Origin of the sequence: Streptomyces sp. I05A-00742 (genome assembly GCF_013055795.1) — a bacterium.
Taxonomy (GTDB): Bacteria; Actinomycetota; Actinomycetes; order Streptomycetales; family Streptomycetaceae; genus Streptomyces.
Genome location: NZ_JABETO010000017.1, coordinates 15,163 through 31,332, shown reverse-complemented (window position 1 = coordinate 31,332; position 16,170 = coordinate 15,163). Strand labels below are relative to the sequence as shown.

15 protein-coding genes and 1 riboswitch are annotated in these 16,170 nt (G+C 73.0%); of the genes, 4 read left to right on the top strand and 11 right to left on the bottom strand.

Translation table 11 applies throughout. The features are described 5' to 3' along the window. Positions 1-395 precede the first annotated feature (395 nt). Positions 396-2,246, top strand: a complete 1,851-nt coding sequence (locus HN013_RS17810; protein ID WP_171167322.1) for an AAA family ATPase — start codon at positions 396-398, stop codon at positions 2,244-2,246. 169 nt (positions 2,247-2,415) lie between these two features. Here HN013_RS17810 and HN013_RS17805 read toward each other — a convergent pair whose 3' ends face one another. From HN013_RS17805 to ribD, 10 genes are all read right to left on the bottom strand, one after another. Beyond that, positions 2,416-3,507: a hemolysin family protein gene (locus HN013_RS17805; RefSeq protein ID WP_171167320.1), complete on the bottom strand. Its 1,092-nt coding sequence runs from the start codon at positions 3,505-3,507 to the stop codon at positions 2,416-2,418. Beyond that, positions 3,504-4,838: a hemolysin family protein gene (locus HN013_RS17800; RefSeq protein ID WP_171167446.1), complete on the bottom strand. Its 1,335-nt coding sequence runs from the start codon at positions 4,836-4,838 to the stop codon at positions 3,504-3,506. Before HN013_RS17800 ends, HN013_RS17805 begins: the two co-directional genes overlap by 4 nt. A gap of 195 nt (positions 4,839-5,033) precedes the next feature. Next, positions 5,034-5,501, bottom strand: coding sequence for a PH domain-containing protein (locus HN013_RS17795; RefSeq protein ID WP_171167318.1), 468 nt, complete (start codon positions 5,499-5,501; stop codon positions 5,034-5,036). Positions 5,502-5,543: 42 nt separating this feature from the next. After that, entirely contained in the window at positions 5,544-6,392 is an 849-nt protein-coding gene (hisG, locus tag HN013_RS17790; RefSeq protein WP_171167316.1) for an ATP phosphoribosyltransferase, read from the bottom strand. A 51-nt stretch (positions 6,393-6,443) separates the two neighbouring features. Beyond that, a complete protein-coding gene (locus HN013_RS17785) occupies positions 6,444-6,713 on the bottom strand; it encodes a phosphoribosyl-ATP diphosphatase (protein WP_171167314.1) in 270 nt (89 codons plus the stop codon). A 33-nt stretch (positions 6,714-6,746) separates the two neighbouring features. Then, on the bottom strand, positions 6,747-7,232 hold the full coding sequence (gene ribH / locus HN013_RS17780; RefSeq protein WP_171167299.1) for a 6,7-dimethyl-8-ribityllumazine synthase: 486 nt from the start codon (positions 7,230-7,232) through the stop codon (positions 6,747-6,749). A 33-nt stretch (positions 7,233-7,265) separates the two neighbouring features. Next, a complete protein-coding gene (locus HN013_RS17775) occupies positions 7,266-8,546 on the bottom strand; it encodes a bifunctional 3,4-dihydroxy-2-butanone-4-phosphate synthase/GTP cyclohydrolase II (RefSeq protein WP_171167298.1) in 1,281 nt (426 codons plus the stop codon). Between the two features lie 43 nt (positions 8,547-8,589). Next, positions 8,590-9,255 (bottom strand): nicotinamide riboside transporter PnuC, encoded by a 666-nt coding sequence (gene pnuC, locus HN013_RS17770; protein WP_171167296.1) that lies wholly within the window; start codon positions 9,253-9,255, stop codon positions 8,590-8,592. Next, positions 9,252-9,893: a riboflavin synthase gene (locus HN013_RS17765; protein WP_171167294.1), complete on the bottom strand. Its 642-nt coding sequence runs from the start codon at positions 9,891-9,893 to the stop codon at positions 9,252-9,254. The genes pnuC and HN013_RS17765 overlap by 4 nt, the downstream gene beginning before the upstream one ends. A 3-nt stretch (positions 9,894-9,896) precedes the next feature. After that, positions 9,897-11,009 carry a bifunctional diaminohydroxyphosphoribosylaminopyrimidine deaminase/5-amino-6-(5-phosphoribosylamino)uracil reductase RibD gene (gene ribD, locus HN013_RS17760; protein ID WP_171167292.1) on the bottom strand — a complete coding sequence of 371 codons (1,113 nt, stop codon included), beginning with the start codon at positions 11,007-11,009 and terminating at the stop codon, positions 9,897-9,899. Positions 11,010-11,165: 156 nt separating this feature from the next. Then, positions 11,166-11,296: riboswitch (FMN riboswitch) on the bottom strand. A gap of 199 nt (positions 11,297-11,495) precedes the next feature. Between ribD and HN013_RS17755 the strand changes: the two genes are divergently transcribed. Beyond that, positions 11,496-12,728 carry an MFS transporter gene (locus HN013_RS17755; RefSeq protein ID WP_171167290.1) on the top strand — a complete coding sequence of 411 codons (1,233 nt, stop codon included), beginning with the start codon at positions 11,496-11,498 and terminating at the stop codon, positions 12,726-12,728. A 94-nt stretch (positions 12,729-12,822) separates the two neighbouring features. On the opposite strand, the gene HN013_RS17750 is transcribed toward HN013_RS17755, so the two are convergent. Further along, entirely contained in the window at positions 12,823-13,689 is an 867-nt protein-coding gene (locus HN013_RS17750; RefSeq protein ID WP_171167288.1) for a hypothetical protein, read from the bottom strand. A gap of 242 nt (positions 13,690-13,931) precedes the next feature. Between HN013_RS17750 and HN013_RS17745 the strand changes: the two genes are divergently transcribed. Beyond that, the gene (locus HN013_RS17745; protein ID WP_171167286.1) at positions 13,932-15,353 is read left to right on the top strand and encodes a uracil-xanthine permease family protein; all 1,422 of its coding nucleotides are present in this window, start codon (positions 13,932-13,934) and stop codon (positions 15,351-15,353) included. Positions 15,354-15,465: 112 nt separating this feature from the next. Then, positions 15,466-16,161 (top strand): DUF5995 family protein, encoded by a 696-nt coding sequence (locus HN013_RS17740; protein WP_171167284.1) that lies wholly within the window; start codon positions 15,466-15,468, stop codon positions 16,159-16,161. The last annotated feature ends 9 nt before the right edge of the window (positions 16,162-16,170 follow it).

Genomic DNA, 16,170 nt, shown 5'->3' with positions numbered 1-16,170 from the left:
GCCTTACAGGACTTACGTTCTCAAGAAGCGGCCCTTCGTGGTCGCCCGAAGAACGCGAAGCCCCCGGTTGTTCCCCCGTGACCGGGGGCTTCGTACTGCCCGCAACCAACGGTTATGCACCTTTCGTCCCACTGCACCGGCCAGCACCTATCACCCACGGTAACCGGCTCACGGAGTGCGCCGACGGCACCCGGCGCCGCCCCCGGCGGGCGCGACGGTCGGTACGGCACCCTACGGCCGACGCCGACCGCGCGGGTACGATGCGAAGCGGCGCGCCGCCGTCGGCGGGCGCCGGCAACACTGGTCAACTCCCGCCCACAGAACAATGGTTCGAACGATGCGACCGGGCATCCGCCCGGCGGCACAGCACGGGGGCAGGGTTTGTGGGGGATGCGATGGACTTCGGCACACAGGGCCCGCCCGCCCCGGCAGATCTCGCCTGGCTGCGCGGTGTGGACGCCTGCACGATGGGCGCCTACGCCCAGGCGGAGGAGGAGTTCCGGACGGCGGTGCGCATCGATCCGGGGATGGCCGACGCCTGGCTGGGGCTGCACGCCCTGCGCGCCGACACCTCCACCGCGCTGCTGCGCATGTACCGGCACCGCGAGCGGTTCGGCCAGCAGCGCGCCCGTCACCGACGCCCCCTCAACTCCTGGTACTGGCTGGGCTGGTGGGTACAGCCGGTGCTGGAGACCGGCCGTGACCTGCTGCTCGCCCACGCCTCCCACTGGCTCGACGGCCGCCATGTGCCCGAACTGGACCGGGCGCTCGCCGAGTGTCCGCCGATCGACACCGACCCACAGGTGCGCTTCCTGCACGCCTGCCGCGCCTACCTGGTCAAGGACTGGGAACAACTCGTCCGGCACACCGAACCCTTACTCGGCGACCCCCTGCTGGGCATCGAGGCCGGGCTGTTCGGCGGCATGGCACGGGTGCGCCTGGAGATGTACGGGCAGGCGGAGCCGCTGCTCGCCACCGCGCTGATGCGCTGCCGCAGCGAGCAGCCGCAGCGCAAGGAGCTCCGCTACTGGCTGGCCCGCGCCCACGAGGGCACCGGCCGCAGCGCCGCCGCGCTGCCCCTCTACCGCGCCGTGCACCGGGTGGACCCCACCTTCATGGACACCTCCGCCCGGCTGACCGCCATCTCCGCCGGCGACGGGCTCGACGAGCACCCGGACCTGACCCCGCCCCTCCCCCTGGGCGGTCCCGGCCAGGAGCCGCCGGACGCCACCGCCGGGGACCCGGAGGCACTGGCCGGCGACGTCCTCACCGGCACGGTCCCGGCCCCCGCGGGCCCGCCTCCCTCGCCCGCCGGCGGAGCCCGCGCGAAGGCCCGCGTCCCCGCCCAGCCCTCCGCACCGCCCGTACCCGGCCCCTCCGACCCCGCCCTGCTCGCCGAGGCGCTCGCCGAACTGGAGCGCATGGTGGGCCTGGACCCGGTCAAACGGCAGGTCCGGGCGCTCTCCGCACAACTGCACATGGCCCGGCTCCGCGCCGGCCAGGGCCTCCCCGTCCAGCCCCCCAAACGCCACTTCGTCTTCTCCGGCCCCTCCGGCACCGGCAAGACCACCGTGGCCCGTATCCTCGGCCGCGTCTTCTACGCCCTCGGCCTGCTCGGCGGCGACCACCTGGTCGAGGCCCAGCGGGCCGATCTGGTCGGCGAGTTCCTCGGCCAGACCGCCGTCAAGGCCAACGAACTGATCGACTCCGCCCTCGGCGGGGTCCTCTTCGTCGACGAGGCCTACAGCCTCTCCAACTCCGGCTACAGCAAGGGCGACGCCTACGGCGACGAGGCCCTCCAAGTGCTCCTCAAGCGCGCCGAGGACAACCGCGACCGCCTCGTCGTCATCCTCGCCGGCTACCCCGAGGGCATGGACCGCCTCCTCGCCGCCAACCCCGGCCTCGGCTCCCGCTTCACCACCCGCGTCGACTTCCCCAGCTACCGGCCCCCCGAGCTCACCGCCATCGGCGAGGTCCTCGCCGGCGAGAACGGCGACTCCTGGGACGACGAGGCCCTCGACGAACTCCGCTCCATCAGCACCCACGTCGTCTCCCAGGGCTGGATCGACGAACTGGGGAACGGGCGCTTCCTCCGCACCCTGTACGAGAAGAGCTGCGCGTACCGGGATCTTCGGCTGTCCGGGTACGCGGGGGTGCCCTCGCGGGATGATCTGGCGACGTTGCGGTTGCCGGATCTGATGCAGGCGTATGGGGAAGTGTTGTCCGGCCGAGGGCCGGAGAGGTAGGCAGCCGAGCGCGCCTGCGGCGCGCGTCCTCAAACGCCGGACGGGCTGTTCAGCCCGTCCGGCGTTTGAGGACAACCGCGCGCAGCGCGGTTTCAAGGGGGTCGCGGGGCCCTCCCCGCAGAAACGGTGAAATGGGGGTGCCCCCTCTGGGGGAGGGACCGGGGCACCCCTACCCCGAAACAACCTCCCGCTCCAGCGGGACCCGCGCCGCAGCCACCGTCACCGGCCCACTGACCCGATGCGCAGGATCCCGCACCTCCCCCACCAACATCTCCAGCACATCCTCCAACGCCACCAACCCCAACACCTTCCCCGACGCATCAGCAACAGCCGCCACATGCGAAGCAGCCCGCCGCATCACCGTCAGCGCATCGTCGAGCGGCAGCTCGGCCCGCAGCGTCTCCACCCGCCGCCAGACATGCTGCGGCACGGGCCGCTCCCGGTCCTCCAGATCCAGCACATCCTTGACGTGGACGTACCCCATGAAGGCCCCACCGGGCGCACACACCGGAAAGCGGGAATACCCGGTCCGCACGGTGAGCTCCTCGACCTCCCGCGGAGTGACGGAGGGCGCCACGGTGACCAGCGCGGCCGGGTCGAGGAGGACATCCGTGACGGGACGGCTGCCCAGCTCCAGGGCGTCCTCAAGACGCTCCTGCTCGGCCGGCGCGAGCAGCCCCGCCTGCCGGGAGTCCTCGACGAGATGGGTCAGCTGCTCACTGGTGAACACCGCCTCGACCTCGTCCTTGGGCTCGACCCGGAACAGCCGCAGCACCCCGTGCGCGCAGGCGCCGAGCATCCGGGTCACCGGCCGGCACAGCCGGGCGAAGGCGACCAGGCCGGGGCCCAGCCAGAGGGCCGCCCGGTCGGGGGCGGACATCGCGAGGTTCTTGGGCACCATCTCGCCGATGACGAGATGGAGGAAGACCACCAGGGCCAGCGCGATGACGTACCCCAGCGGATGGATCAGCCCCTCGGGCAGCCCCACCGCGTGGAACACCGGCTCCAGCAACTGCGCCACGGTCGGCTCGGCGACCGCGCCGAGCGTCAGGGAGCAGACGGTGATGCCGAACTGGGCCGCCGCCATCATCTGCGGCAGGTTCTCCAGTCCGGTCAGGACGGTACGGGCCTGCTTGGACCCCTCGGCGGCGCGCGGTTCGATCTGGCTGCGGCGCACCGAGACCAGGGCGAACTCGGCCCCCACGAAGAAGCCGTTGGCCAGGACCAGCACGAGGGCGAAGACGAGTTGCAGCACGCTCATCGCACATCCCCCTTCACCGTCGCGGCGCGGACGAAACGGACCCGCTCGGCGCGGTGGTGCGCGACACGGCGCACGGAGAGCCGCCACCCGCCGGGGAGTTCGGCGGTGTCGCCGGGTACGGGGATGCGTCCGAGCAGGTCGGCGACGAGCCCGGCGACGGTCTCGTAAGGACCCTCGGGCGCGTCGAGCCCGACGCGGTGCAGGGCGTCGACGCGGCAGCTGCCGTCCGCGTCCCACGCCGGACGTCCGTCCTCGCAGGCGACGGCGGCCAGGTCGGGGCGGCCGGCGTCCACGTGGTCGTGCTCGTCGCGGACCTCGCCGACGAGTTCCTCGACGATGTCCTCCAGGGTGACCACCCCGGCCGTGCCGCCGTACTCGTCGACGACGACGGCTATCGGCTGCTCATTGCGCAGCTGCTCCAGCAGCGGCTGCACCGGCAGGCTCTGCGGGACGAGCAGGGGGGCGACGGCGATCCGGGTGACCGGGGTGCGCAGACGCTCCTCGCCGGGGACGGCCAGGGCGTCCTTGAGGTGGACCATGCCGACGACCTCGTCCAGCCGCTCGCGGTAGACGGGGAAGCGCGACAGGCCGGTGGCCCGGGTGAGGTTGAGGACGTCCTCGGCAGTGGCGCCCGCCTGGAGTGCGCTGACCTTGACCCGGGGTGTCATCACATGCTGGGCGGTCAGCTCCCCCAGGGAGAGGGTCCGTACGAAGAGGTCGGCGGTGTCCTGTTCCAGGGCGCCGGCCCGGGCCGAGTGCCGGGCGAGCGAGACGAGCTCGCCCGGGGTGCGGGCGGAGGCCAGCTCCTCGGCGGGCTCCACTCCCAGGGCCCGGACCAGCCGGTTGGCGACCGTGTTCAGCAGGGTGATGACGGGCCGGAAGAAGTGGGAGAAGGCGCTCTGCGGACGGGCCACGAAGCGCGCGACCTGGAGCGGCCGGGAGACCGCCCAGTTCTTGGGGACCAGTTCGCCGATGACCATCTGCACGGCGGAGGCCACGAGCATGCCGGTCACCACGGCCACGCCGGGCGCGGCGCCCGCGGGCAGCCCGGCCGCGCCGAAGACCCCGGTGAGCAGCCGTCCGAGGGCGGGCTCGGCGAGCATGCCGACCACCAAGGAGGTGATGGTGATGCCCAGTTGGGTGCCGGAGAGCTGGAAGGAGAGTTCGCGCAGGGCCTCGACGACGGTCCGGGCGCGGTGGTCGCCGCTCGCCGCGGCCCGCTCGGCCTCGGGCCTCCCGACGGTCACCAGGCCGAATTCGGCGGCGACGAAGAAGCCGTTCGCGAGGATCAGGAGCAGGGCCGCCGCCAGGAGCAGCAGCGAAACGGTGATACTCATGGCGCCGCCTCACGATGGGGGGCGGCGCAGGTACTACAGGACGGTCCGTCCATCCCGGAGGGGATCACTCCTCGGTTCGCAGGTGTCCCGCGGGCCCGTGCTGAGCGGCCGTGTGTGCGGGACGGGGCAGGTGGGTGCCCGTGGCACCAGAGTAATCAAGGAATCCCGGACGGGGGCGGCCCACCGCCCTCAGGTCGTGGAGCGTCCGGTGCCGCGTTCGGCGACAAGCGCGCTGAGGGCGCGGGCCTGGGCGATGGCCTGCTCCCGGGCCATGCCGGTCTGGATTCCCATGGCGGGCAGGGAGGTTCCGTCCGCGAGGTCGAGGTGGACCCAGGAGTCGCCGGGGCGGAGGTTGACCCGGACGATCTCGGCCCAGGCCAGCCGGCGGACAGTCGTGAGGTTCACCACGGTGACGCCCTCGGGCGCGGCGACCACCTTGGGGCGGCTGAGCAGGGCGAGGACGCCCAGGCCCAGCAGCCCGGTGCCGATGAAGGTGGCCCGGTCGCCCCCGGAGAACGAGTCCAGCAGGAACGACATCATGGTGAGCGCGGCGAGCAGGGCGAACCCGATGCCCAGCAGCACCACCCTGGTCAGGGTGGGGCGGTAGACGGCCGGAAGGGTGATCCCGGAGGTTTCGGGCGCTGCTGAGCTGGTCACGTCGGTGCGTTCCTTCGGGGGCGGTGCGCGGGTTCGCCGGGGTCAGAGCCGGCAGGCGTGGATGCCGGTGGTGAGGATGGCGCGCGCGCCGAGGTCGTACAGCTCGTCCATGATCCGCTGGGCGTCCTTGGCGGGGACCATCGAGCGGACGGCGACCCAGCCCTCGTGGTGCAGGGGCGAGACGGTCGGCGACTCCAGGCCGGGGGTGAGCGCGACGGCGCGCTCGACGTGCTCGACCCGGATGTCGTAGTCCATCATCACGTAGCGCCGGGCGACGAGGACGCCCTGCATCCGGCGGAGGAACTGCTGGACCTTGGGGTCGTCGGCCGGTGCGCCGGCGCGGCGGATGACGACGGCCTCGGACTCCAGGATCGGCTCGCCGATGATCTCCAGGCCGGCGTTCCGCAGTGTGGTGCCGGTCTCGACGACGTCGGCGATGACCTGGGCCACGCCGAGCTGGATGGCGGTCTCGACGGCGCCGTCCAGGTGGACGACGTCGGCGTCCACCCCGTGGTCGGCGAGGTGCTTGGTGACCAGGCCGGCGAAGGAGGTGGCGATGGTCATGCCGCCGAACTCGGAGACGTCCTCGGCGGTGCCCGGCCGGGTGGCGTAGCGGAACGTCGAGCCGGCGAAGCCGAGCTGCATGATCTCCTCGGCCCGGGAGCCGGAGTCCAGCAGCAGGTCGCGGCCGGTGATGCCGATGTCGAGCTTGCCGGAGCCGACGTAGACGGCGATGTCCCGGGGGCGGAGGAAGAAGAACTCGACCTCGTTGGCGGCGTCGACGAGGACGAGTTCCCTGCGGTCCTTGCGCTGCCGGTAACCGGCCTCATGGAGCATCTCCGACGCAGGCTCGGAGAGAGAACCCTTGTTGGGGACGGCGATGCGCAGCATGAGGGCGGTTCCTTCGTGCAAGAGGGGTGGGGGTATCGGATACAGGGGGGATCAGAGGTGGGCGTAGACGTCGTCGAGCGAGATGCCGCGGGCGACCATCATCACCTGGAGGTGGTAGAGGAGCTGGGAGATCTCCTCGGCGGTCGCGTCGGCGCCCTCGTACTCGGCGGCCATCCACACCTCGGCCGCCTCTTCGACGACCTTCTTGCCGATGGCATGGACACCCTTGCCCACCAGTTCCGCGGTGCGGGAGGTGGCGGGGTCGCCTGCGGCCTTCTGCTGGAGCTCGGCGAAGAGCTCCTCGAACGTCTTCCTGTCCATGGTGGTCCTACCCTACGGGGTCCGCTCCCCCGCTCAGTGCCAGGGCTCGGACACCGAGCGCAGGATCACCGCCGTGGCGACGGCCGCGGTGACCGCCTCGTGGCCCTTGTCCTCGGCCGAGCCCTCCAGTCCGGCCCGGTCCAGGGCCTGTTCCTCGTCGTCACAGGTGAGGACGCCGAAACCGACGGGGACGCCGGTGTCGGTGGACACCTGGGTGAGGCCCTGGGTGACGCCCTGGCACACGTAGTCGAAGTGCGGCGTGCCGCCGCGGATGACGACGCCGAGGGCGACGATCGCGTCGTAGCCGCGGCCGGCGAGCACCTTGGCGGCGACCGGCAGTTCCCAGCTGCCGGGGACGCGCAGCAGCGTCGGCTCGTCGATGCCGAGGTCGTGCAGGGCGCGCAGGGCGCCGTCGACCAGGCCGTCCATGACCTTCTCGTGCCACTGGGCGGCGATGACGGCCACGCGCAGGTCACGACAGTTCTTCACACTCAGCTGGGGGGCGCCCTTGCCGCTCACGTCACTCCTCGATGGATCGCTGTTCCGGTGGTGCTACTGGTTGTCGCAGGGGGAGACCTGGTTGTCGTCCAGCCAGGGCAGGTCGTGCCCCATCCGGTCCCGCTTGGTGCGCAGGTACCGCAGATTGTGCTCGCCCGCCGCCACGGGCATCGGCTCCCGGCCGGTGATCTTCAGGCCGTGCCGCTCCAGGGCGATGGTCTTGTCGGGGTTGTTGGTCATCAGCCGGACCGAGCGCACGCCGAGGTCGGTGAGCATCTGCGCGCCGGCGGCGTAGTCGCGGGCGTCGGCGGGGAGGCCGAGTTCGAGGTTGGCGTCCAGCGTGTCGTGGCCGGCCTCCTGGAGCTCGTAGGCCCGCAGTTTGGACAGCAGTCCGATGCCGCGGCCCTCGTGGCCGCGGAGGTAGACGACGACGCCGCGGCCCTCGGTGGCCACCCGTTCCAGGGACGCCTCCAGCTGGGGGCCGCAGTCGCAGCGCAGGGAGCCGAAGACATCGCCGGTCAGGCACTCGGAGTGCACCCGGACCAGGACCTCCTCGCCGTCGCCGAGGTCGCCGGCGACGAGGGCGACATGCTCGACGCCGTCGCGGACGGAGCGGTAGCCGTACGCCCGGAACTCGCCGAAGGCGGTGGGCAGCCGGGTGGTGGCCTCCCGCTTGACGGTGGGTTCGGCGGAGCGCAGGTAGCTGATCAGGTCCTCGATGGAGATGATCGACAGGCCGTGCTTCCGGGCGAACGGGATCAGTTCGGGCAGCCGCAGCATCCGGCCGTCCTCCCCCGCGATCTCCACGATCGCGGCGGCCGGGCGGAGTCCGGCCAGCCGGGCGAGGTCGCAGCCGGCCTCGGTGTGGCCCGGGCGGGCGAGGACGCCGCCGGGCCGGGCGCGCAGCGGGAAGACGTGTCCTGGCCGGACGAAGTCGCCGGGCACGCTGTCGGCGGAGGCCAGCAGCCGGATGGTGGTGGCCCGGTCGGCGGCCGAGATGCCGGTGCCGACGCCGTGCTCGGCGGACGCGTCGACGCTGACGGTGAAGGCGGTGCGCATGGTCTCGGTGTTCTTCTCGACCATCTGCGGCAGGTCGAGGCGGTCGATGTCCTCGGCCTCCATCGGCATGCAGATCAGGCCGCGGCACTCGCTCATCATGAAGGCGACGGTCTCGGTGGTGGCCAGTTCGGCGGCGACGACGAGGTCGCCCTCGTTCTCCCGGCTCTCGTCGTCCACCACCACGACGGGCCGGCCGGCCGCGATGTCGGCGATGGCGCGCTCGACCGGGTCGAGGGCGGGGGCCCCGGTCGCGGGCCGGCTGTGCGGGGCGGTCATGTGGTCACTCCGTTATGTGTCGGTGGGTGGGGACGGCGGTGGGTCACGCGGCCCGGGAGAGGGCGGGTTCCCGCGCCGGTGCCGGGCGGGCGGCGGCACGGGAGCTCAGCCACCAGTCCCGCATGCCCCACAGCGCGAGGCCGAGGTAGAGGACGTAGACGGCGCCGGCGAAGGCCAGTCCGCTGGAGAAGGCGAGCGGGACGCCGACGACGTCCACCAGCAGCCAGGCGAACCAGAATTCGACGAGCCCGCGGGCCTGGGCGACCATCGCCGCGAGGGTGCCGACGAAGATGTAGGCGTCCGGCCAGGGGTTCCAGGACAGCTCCGGCACAGCGGTGAAGAGCCCGCCGACCGCGAGGGTGCCCACGGCCGTGCCGCCGAGCAGGACGGCCCGTTCGCGCCAGGTGGCGAAGCGGACGGTCAGGGTGCCGCTCTCGTCCCGCCGGCCCCGGTGCCACTGCCGCCAGCCCCACAGGGCGACGCCGATGACGAGGAGCTGCTTGCCTACGCCGCCGCCGAGGTGCGCGGAGGCGTAGGCGGTGACGAGGATGAGGCCGGCGACGAACTGGGCGGGCCAGGTCCATATGGAGCGCCGCCAGCCGAGCGCGAGGGCGATGATCCCCGAGATGTTGCCGACCATGTCGGACCAGATGACGTGCTGGCCGAAGGCGGTGAACGCCTCGTCGCCCAGCCAGGAGACGGCGCTCATGCCCGCTCCCCCGACCCCGCACGGTCCCCGAGGAGCCGTTCCGTGACCGCGACATGACCGAGCAGCCGCTCGGTGTATTTGGCGAGCACATCGACCTCCAGGTTGACCGGGTCGCCCACCTTCTTGATGCCGAGGGTGGTCAGTTGGAGCGTGGTGGGGATGAGGCTGACGGTGAACCAGTCGTCACCGGCCTCCACCACGGTCAGGCTGACGCCGTCCACGGTGATGGAGCCCTTGTCCACGACGTACCGGGCGAGGCCCGCGGGGAGGGAGACGCGTACGGTCTCCCAGTGTTCGCCGGGGATCCGCTCGGTGATGGTGCCGGTGCCGTCCACATGGCCCTGGACCAGGTGGCCGCCGAGCCGCCCGCCGAGCTGCATCGGCCGTTCGAGGTTGACGCGGGAGCCGGCGTCGAGGGCGCCCAGGCTGGAGCGGTCGAGGGTCTCGGCCATGACGTCGGCGGTGAACTCGCCGTCGGCGGTGGTGACGACGGTCAGGCAGACGCCGTTGACCGCGATCGAGTCGCCGTGCCCGGCGTCCTCGGTGACGAGGGGGCCGCGCAGCCGGAACCGGGCCGAGTCGCCGCGGCGTTCCACGGCGACGACCTCGCCCAGTTCTTCGACGATTCCGGTGAACACTTGTCAGTTCTCCTCTGGAGCGGTGGCGAGGGGAGCGGCGGTGACGCGCAGATCGGGGCCGAGGCGGGCGACGTCGGTCACGTCCAGGCGCAGGGCCCGGTCGATGGTGCCGATGCCGGCGTCCCCGAGGGCGGCGGGCCCGGCGCCGAGCAGCGCCGGGGCGAGGTAGGCGACGACGCGGTCCACGGCGCCGGCGGCCAGGAAGGCACCGGCGAGCCGGGGGCCGCCCTCCAGCAGGACGGAGCGCACGCCCCGGCCGTACAGCTCGGCGAGCAGCGCGTCGACGTCGAGGCCGGTGCCGGCGGACGGCAGCCGGGCGACGTCCACCCCGGGCAGGTGCCCGGTGTCGGCGTCCTTGCCGACGGCGATCAGGGTCGGTGCCGCGTCGTCCAGGACCCGGGCGTCCGGGCGGACGGTGGCGTGGGTGTCGACGACGACGCGCAGCGGCTGGGTGACGGCGCGGTCCTCCGGGAGGCCGCGGACGGCGAGGTGCGGGTCGTCGGCGCGCAGGGTGCCGGAGCCGACGACGACGGCGTCGGCCTCGGCGCGCAGCCGGTGCACGTCGGCGCGGGACTCGGGCGAGGTGATCCAGCGGCTGGTGCCGTCGGCGGCGGCGCTGCGGCCGTCGAGGGTCGCGGCGTACTTCCACCGCACGAAGGGGCGGCCGCGCAGGACCGCGGTGAGCCAGGCGGTGTTGCCGGCCGCGGCCTCGTCGGCCAGGAGGCCGCCCTCGGTGTCCACGCCGGCCGCCGAGAGGGTGGCCGCGCCGCCGGTCGCCACCGGGGTGGGGTCGGCGACGGCGTAGACGACCCGGGCGACGCCGGCCGCGACGAGCGCCTGGGCGCAGGGGCCCGTGCGCCCGGTGTGGTTGCAGGGTTCGAGGGTGACGACGGCGGTACCGCCCCGGACGTCATGACCGGCCGCCGCGGCGGCGCGCAGCGCCTCCACCTCGGCGTGCGGGGCTCCGGCGCGCCGGTGCCACCCCTCGCCGGCGACCCGGCCGGCGGCGTCGAGGAGGACGCAGCCGACGACGGGGTTGGGGCTCGTGGAACCGAGGGCGCGAGCGGCGAGCGCGATGGCGCGTCGCATCGCGTCTGCTTCGGTCGCGGTGGCCACCGGGGTCCTCCTGCCTCTTCGGGCGTGGACTCCGGGGCTGTCGTGAGAACGACAAAAAGCGGGGACGACGGCGCCGGGACCGCCGTGTGCCCGATGCGGAACCCTTTGGGGAAAGAGCGGCCGCACGGCCACGGCGAGAATGCCGGTGCCTGCCCGCCGCGCACTGCCTCCCATCCGGACTTTAACCGTCGGTCCAGGAATTTCACCTGGTCAACCGGCCGCTGGCTGCGGCCGGGTCGCGGACTGTAACCGCCGGTTCGGAATTTCACCGACCCCGGAGTGCGCTGCGTAATGATCTTTTCTGGTACGGGTGTCCGAGCTGTTGATCCATGGGACCCCTGGCTCCGACGCTCCGAGCGTACGCCGAGCCGCGGCGCGGTGTCCACGGGACTTGACAGAGCGTGTGGCAGGTCACGCACGGGCCCGCGTACCGTGCCCGGAGGGGCCGTGGCGGGCGAGGGAACAAAGGGAACAGGGGGCCACCGGATGGACGGCACGAGCGGGGCCGGGGCGTCACGGGTGCGCGGGGCACGGGTGGCGATCGCCGCCGTGTTCGCCGTGCACGGCGCGGTCACCGGCAACTTCGCCACCCGCATCCCCTGGATCCGGGACCAGTTGTCCCTGGGGCCGGGCGAGTTGGGCCTCGCGCTGGCCTTCCCGGCGATCGGCGCCGCGCTGGCGATGCCGCTCGCGGGCCGGGTCGGCCACCGTTTCGGCTCCCGGGCCGCGCTGCGCGGACTGCTCGCGCTGTGGTGCGCGTCCCTCGCCCTGCCCGCCCTCTCCCCCGGCCTGCCGGCGCTCTGTGCGGCGCTGGCGATGTACGGCGCGGCGTCGGGGATGGCGGACGTCGCCATGAACGCCCTGGGGGTCGAGACCGAGGAGCGGCTCGGCCGTTCGATCATGTCCGGGCTGCACGGGATGTGGAGCGTGGGGGCCCTGGCCGGTTCGGCGGCGGGCACCGTGGCGGCGCACGCCGGGACGGACGCGCGGTGGCACCTGGGCATCGCGGCCGCCGTCCTGACCCTGCTGGGCGCGGTGGCCTGCGGCCGGGTGCTGGACCTCCGGCCCCGGGCGGAGGAGCGTCCGCCGCCGCGGTTCGCCCTGCCCCCGCGGTCGGCCCTCGTCATCGGCGCGGTCGGGTTCTGCGCCGTGTTCGCCGAGGGGGCGAGCCTGGAGTGGTCGGCGGTCTATCTGCGTGATGTCACCGGCTCCGGGGCCGGCCTCGCGGCCGCCTGCACCACGGTCTTCTCCTGCGCGATGGCGGCGGCCCGGTTCGCCGGGGACGTGGTGGTCCGCCGGTTCGGCCCGGTGCGCGCCGTGCGGGCGGGCGGGGTACTGGCCTGCGCCGGCGGGGTGTTGGTGGTCACGGCGCCGGGAGCGGCCCTCGCCATCACCGGGTTCGGGCTGGTCGGGCTGGGCATCGCGGTCGTCGTGCCGCTCGCCTTCGCGGCGGCGGCGCGCAGCGGCCCGGAGCCGAGCCAAGCCATCGCGGGGGTGGCGACGATCACCTACACGTCCAGTCTGATCGCCCCGTCGGCCATCGGGCAGATCGCCGGCGCCACCTCGCTGACCGCCTCCTTCGGGCTGGTGACCGCGCTGGCGGCGATGCTGGCGGTCACGGCGGGGGCGCTGCGGACCGGGTCTGCGGGGACGGACGGGAGGGACGGGCCGGCCGCGGCGTCGGGGGACGCGCGGACCGTCCCCGCGGCGGAGGGCTGAGCGGACCGGCGGGAACGCCACCGCGGGCCGCGCGGCCGGAGTTCCGGTCACGCGGCCCGCGGTGGAAGGGGACCGTCAGAGGGTGAACGTGGGCTCAGAGGCTGATGCCCAGGATGTTGACGGTGTTGCGGACGTGCTTGCCGCCGCCGTGACCCCAGCCGTCGTTCCACCCGCCGCAGTCACGGCCGCCGCGGTGCTTCCAGCCGTTGTCGCAGTCGTCGTGGCCCCAGCCACCCTTGTGGCCCCAGCCACCGTCGTGGCCCCAGCCACCACCGTGACCCCAGCCGCCCTTGTGGCCCCAGCCACCGTTGTGGCCCCAACCACCGCGGTCGCAGTCACGGTCCCAGCCACCCTTGTGGCCCCAACCGCCCTTGTGACCCCAACCGCCGTTGTGGCCCCAGCCACCGCGGTCGCAGTCACGGTCCCAGCCACCCCAGCCCTTGTGGTGGCCCCCGCCCCAGCTGCCCCAGCCGGACCAGATGTTGATGTTGCCCCAGCCGCCGCCGTGGCCCCAGCCACCCTTGTGGCCCCGGCCGTGGTCGCAGTCGTCGTCGTGGTGACGACCCCAGCGGCCCCGGTCGCAGTCGTCGTCGTGGTGACGGCCCCAGCGACCGCGGTCGCAGTCGCGGTCACGGTCGTGGTGGTAGCGGCCGCGGTCGCAGTCGCGGTCACGGTCGCGGCCGTGGTCACGTCCGTGGTCGCGGCCCTTGTCACGGCCCTTGTCATGGTCGCGGTCGCGGTCACGGTCGCGGTGCTTGTTCTTGCCCTTGTCACGGTCGCGGTCACGGTCGCGGTCGCGGTCCCGGCCGTGGTCCCGGTCCCGGCCGTGGTCGTCGTCCCAGCTGGCTGCCTTGGGGACGGACGGGGACTGCGGCGCGGCGACGGCCACCCCGGCGGCCGGAACGATGACGCCCGCGGCGAGGACCGCGGCGGCCGCTGAGCGGCCGACGAGCTTACGCATGTATGTCTCCTGGTTTGCAGGAAATCGGACAACCCACGCATACCTCGCCCGGACCGGGGAGCTGCCGGGCGTCCCGGGCATACAGCCTTACGAGGTGTTAATTGCGCCGATCGCAGCAGCCGTCGACACCGTCCGCCCCGCTCGCACCGCCCGCCTTCCGGGGCCGTTCTGCGCACGGACCACTCCTGACACGCGCTTAACATGGTGCGGATCACCCTCGAACGACCACAGTGGGAGCAGTCATGGGCCTCGGCGTGCGCTGGACTCTGCACGGCGACGGGCGCACCCCCGCCCCCGGAGCCGTGGTCGCGCCGGACGAACGGCTCTCCTGGCCGCGCACCGCCGGACTCGGCGCACAGCACGTGGTCGCGATGTTCGGGGCATCGTTCGTCAGTCCGGTACTGATGGGTCTCGACCCCAACCTGGCGATCATGATGTCGGGCGTCGCCACCATCCTGTTCCTGCTCGCCACCCGCGGCCGGATCCCGAGCTACCTGGGGTGCAGCCTCTCCTTCGTCGGAGTGGCGGCCGTCATCCGCGCCCAGGGCGGCGACAGCGCGGCCGTCACCGGCGCGATCTTCGTGGTCGGCGGGGTGCTCTTCCTCAGCGGCCTGGCGGTCCGGAAGTTCGGCGCACGGATCATCCATGCGGCGATGCCGCCCGTGGTGACCGGCGCGGTGGTCATGCTGATCGGCTTCAACCTGGCCCCGGTGACGGCGAGCACCTACTGGCCGCAGGACCAGTGGACGGCCCTGCTCACCATGCTCTTCACCGGCCTGGCCGTGGTCTGCCTGCGGGGGTTCTGGTCCCGGGTGGCGATCTTCCTGGGCCTGGTCTTCGGCTATGCGCTCTCCTGGGGCCTCGACCGGGTCTTCGGGAAGATCCATTCCGTCAACGGCGGCACCGAGGCCGTCGACCACTGGCGGCTCGACCTCTCGGGCGTCGGCAAGGCCGACTGGATCGGCCTGCCCTCCCTGCACACCCCGTCCTTCGGCTGGTCTGCGGCGCTCGTGGCGCTGCCCGTCGTCATCGCGCTCATCGCGGAGAACGCGGGGCACGTCAAGGCGGTGGGCGAGATGACCGGCGATCCGGTCGACGACCAGCTGGGCACCGCGATCTCGGCCGACGGCGCGGCGACAATGCTCTCCACGGCGGTCGGCGGACCGGCCAACACCACCTACTCCGAGAACATCGGCGTCATGGCGGCGACCCGCGTCTACTCGACCGCCGCCTACTGGGCGGCGGCCGTGTTCGCGCTGCTGTTCGGCATCTGCCCGAAGTTCGGCGCGGTCGTCGCGGCCGTCCCCGGTGGCGTGCTGGGCGGCATCACCGTCATCCTCTACGGCATGATCGGCCTGCTCGGCGCGCAGATCTGGGTGCACAACAAGGTGGACCTGCGCAATCCGCTGAACCTCGTACCGATCGCGGCGGGCGTCATCATCGGCGTCGGCGGCGTCAGCCTCAAGGTCAGCGAGAACTTCGAGCTGAACGGCATCGCCCTGGGCACGATCGTGGTCCTCACCGGCTACCACGCCCTGCGCTTCCTGGCCCCCGCCCACCTCAAGCGGCAGGAGCCGCTGCTGGACGAGGGGACGAGCGGGTACGACAGCCTTGCGGCCGAGAACGGGAACCGCGGGAACGGCGAGGAGCCCCGGCGGGCCTGAGAGGGACGAACGGCCGTCCGACGAGGGCGGTGTCGTCACGCTTCGTCACCCGTTCCGGTTAACCGAGCCGCCGATTCGCCTACTCTCCGTATTCATATGTCACTCTGTGTGCATGACGACGGCGCGGGCACAGACAGCGGCACCCCTCATCGATATCGACGGCGTCCTCGCGCGCATGCGGGCGCTGGCGGCGGCTCTGCCGCCGGGGGACGGGGTGGGGGTCTTCAACGGGGTGTACCTGGCGGTCACCGAGGAGGTCGGGCGCCGGGTCTCCACGGGCGGTTTCCACGACCGCGCGGCGACCGCGCGGCTGGACGTCCTGTTCGCCGGGCGCTACCTGCGAGCCGTCGACGAGGCGGAGGCCGGCCGAAGACCGCCCGCCTGCTGGCGCCCGCTGTTCCAGCTCCGCGGCCATCCCGCCGTCCGCCCCGTGCAGTTCGCGCTGGCGGGCATCAACGCGCACATCGGGCACGACCTCCCGCTCGCCCTGGCCGACACCTGCCTCGACCTGGGGGCCGAACCGCGGGATCTGGAGGGGGACTTCCACCGGATCGGGGAACTGCTCGTCTCCGTGGAGGAGCGGATCCGCGAGACCCTGATGCCGGGGCCCGATCTGCTGGACGTGGCCGATCCGCTCACCCACCTGCTGGGCTCATGGACCCTGGAGGCCGCGCGGGGCGCCGCGTGGGCGGCCTTCCGGACCCTCTGGGCCCTGCGCGACCGGCCCGCCCTCACCACGGAGTTCGCCGAGCGGGTCGACGCGAGCGTGGGGCTGGTGGGCCGCTGCCTGCTCACTCCGTTGGGATGAGCGGGCGGC

Excerpts from the sequence above, each read along its gene's own strand:
- HN013_RS17810 (WP_171167322.1), top strand. The coding sequence starts at position 396 with ATGGACTTCGGCACACAGGGCCCGCCCGCCCCGGCAGATCTCGCCTGG.
- HN013_RS17805 (WP_171167320.1), bottom strand. The coding sequence starts at position 3,507 with ATGAGCGTGCTGCAACTCGTCTTCGCCCTCGTGCTGGTCCTGGCCAAC.
- hisG (WP_171167316.1), bottom strand. The coding sequence starts at position 6,392 with ATGCTGCGCATCGCCGTCCCCAACAAGGGTTCTCTCTCCGAGCCTGCG.
- HN013_RS17785 (WP_171167314.1), bottom strand. The coding sequence starts at position 6,713 with ATGGACAGGAAGACGTTCGAGGAGCTCTTCGCCGAGCTCCAGCAGAAG.
- HN013_RS17775 (WP_171167298.1), bottom strand. The coding sequence starts at position 8,546 with ATGACCGCCCCGCACAGCCGGCCCGCGACCGGGGCCCCCGCCCTCGAC.
- pnuC (WP_171167296.1), bottom strand. The coding sequence starts at position 9,255 with ATGAGCGCCGTCTCCTGGCTGGGCGACGAGGCGTTCACCGCCTTCGGC.
- HN013_RS17755 (WP_171167290.1), top strand. The coding sequence starts at position 11,496 with ATGGACGGCACGAGCGGGGCCGGGGCGTCACGGGTGCGCGGGGCACGG.
- HN013_RS17750 (WP_171167288.1), bottom strand. The coding sequence starts at position 13,689 with ATGCGTAAGCTCGTCGGCCGCTCAGCGGCCGCCGCGGTCCTCGCCGCG.
- HN013_RS17745 (WP_171167286.1), top strand. The coding sequence starts at position 13,932 with ATGGGCCTCGGCGTGCGCTGGACTCTGCACGGCGACGGGCGCACCCCC.
- HN013_RS17740 (WP_171167284.1), top strand. The coding sequence starts at position 15,466 with ATGACGACGGCGCGGGCACAGACAGCGGCACCCCTCATCGATATCGAC.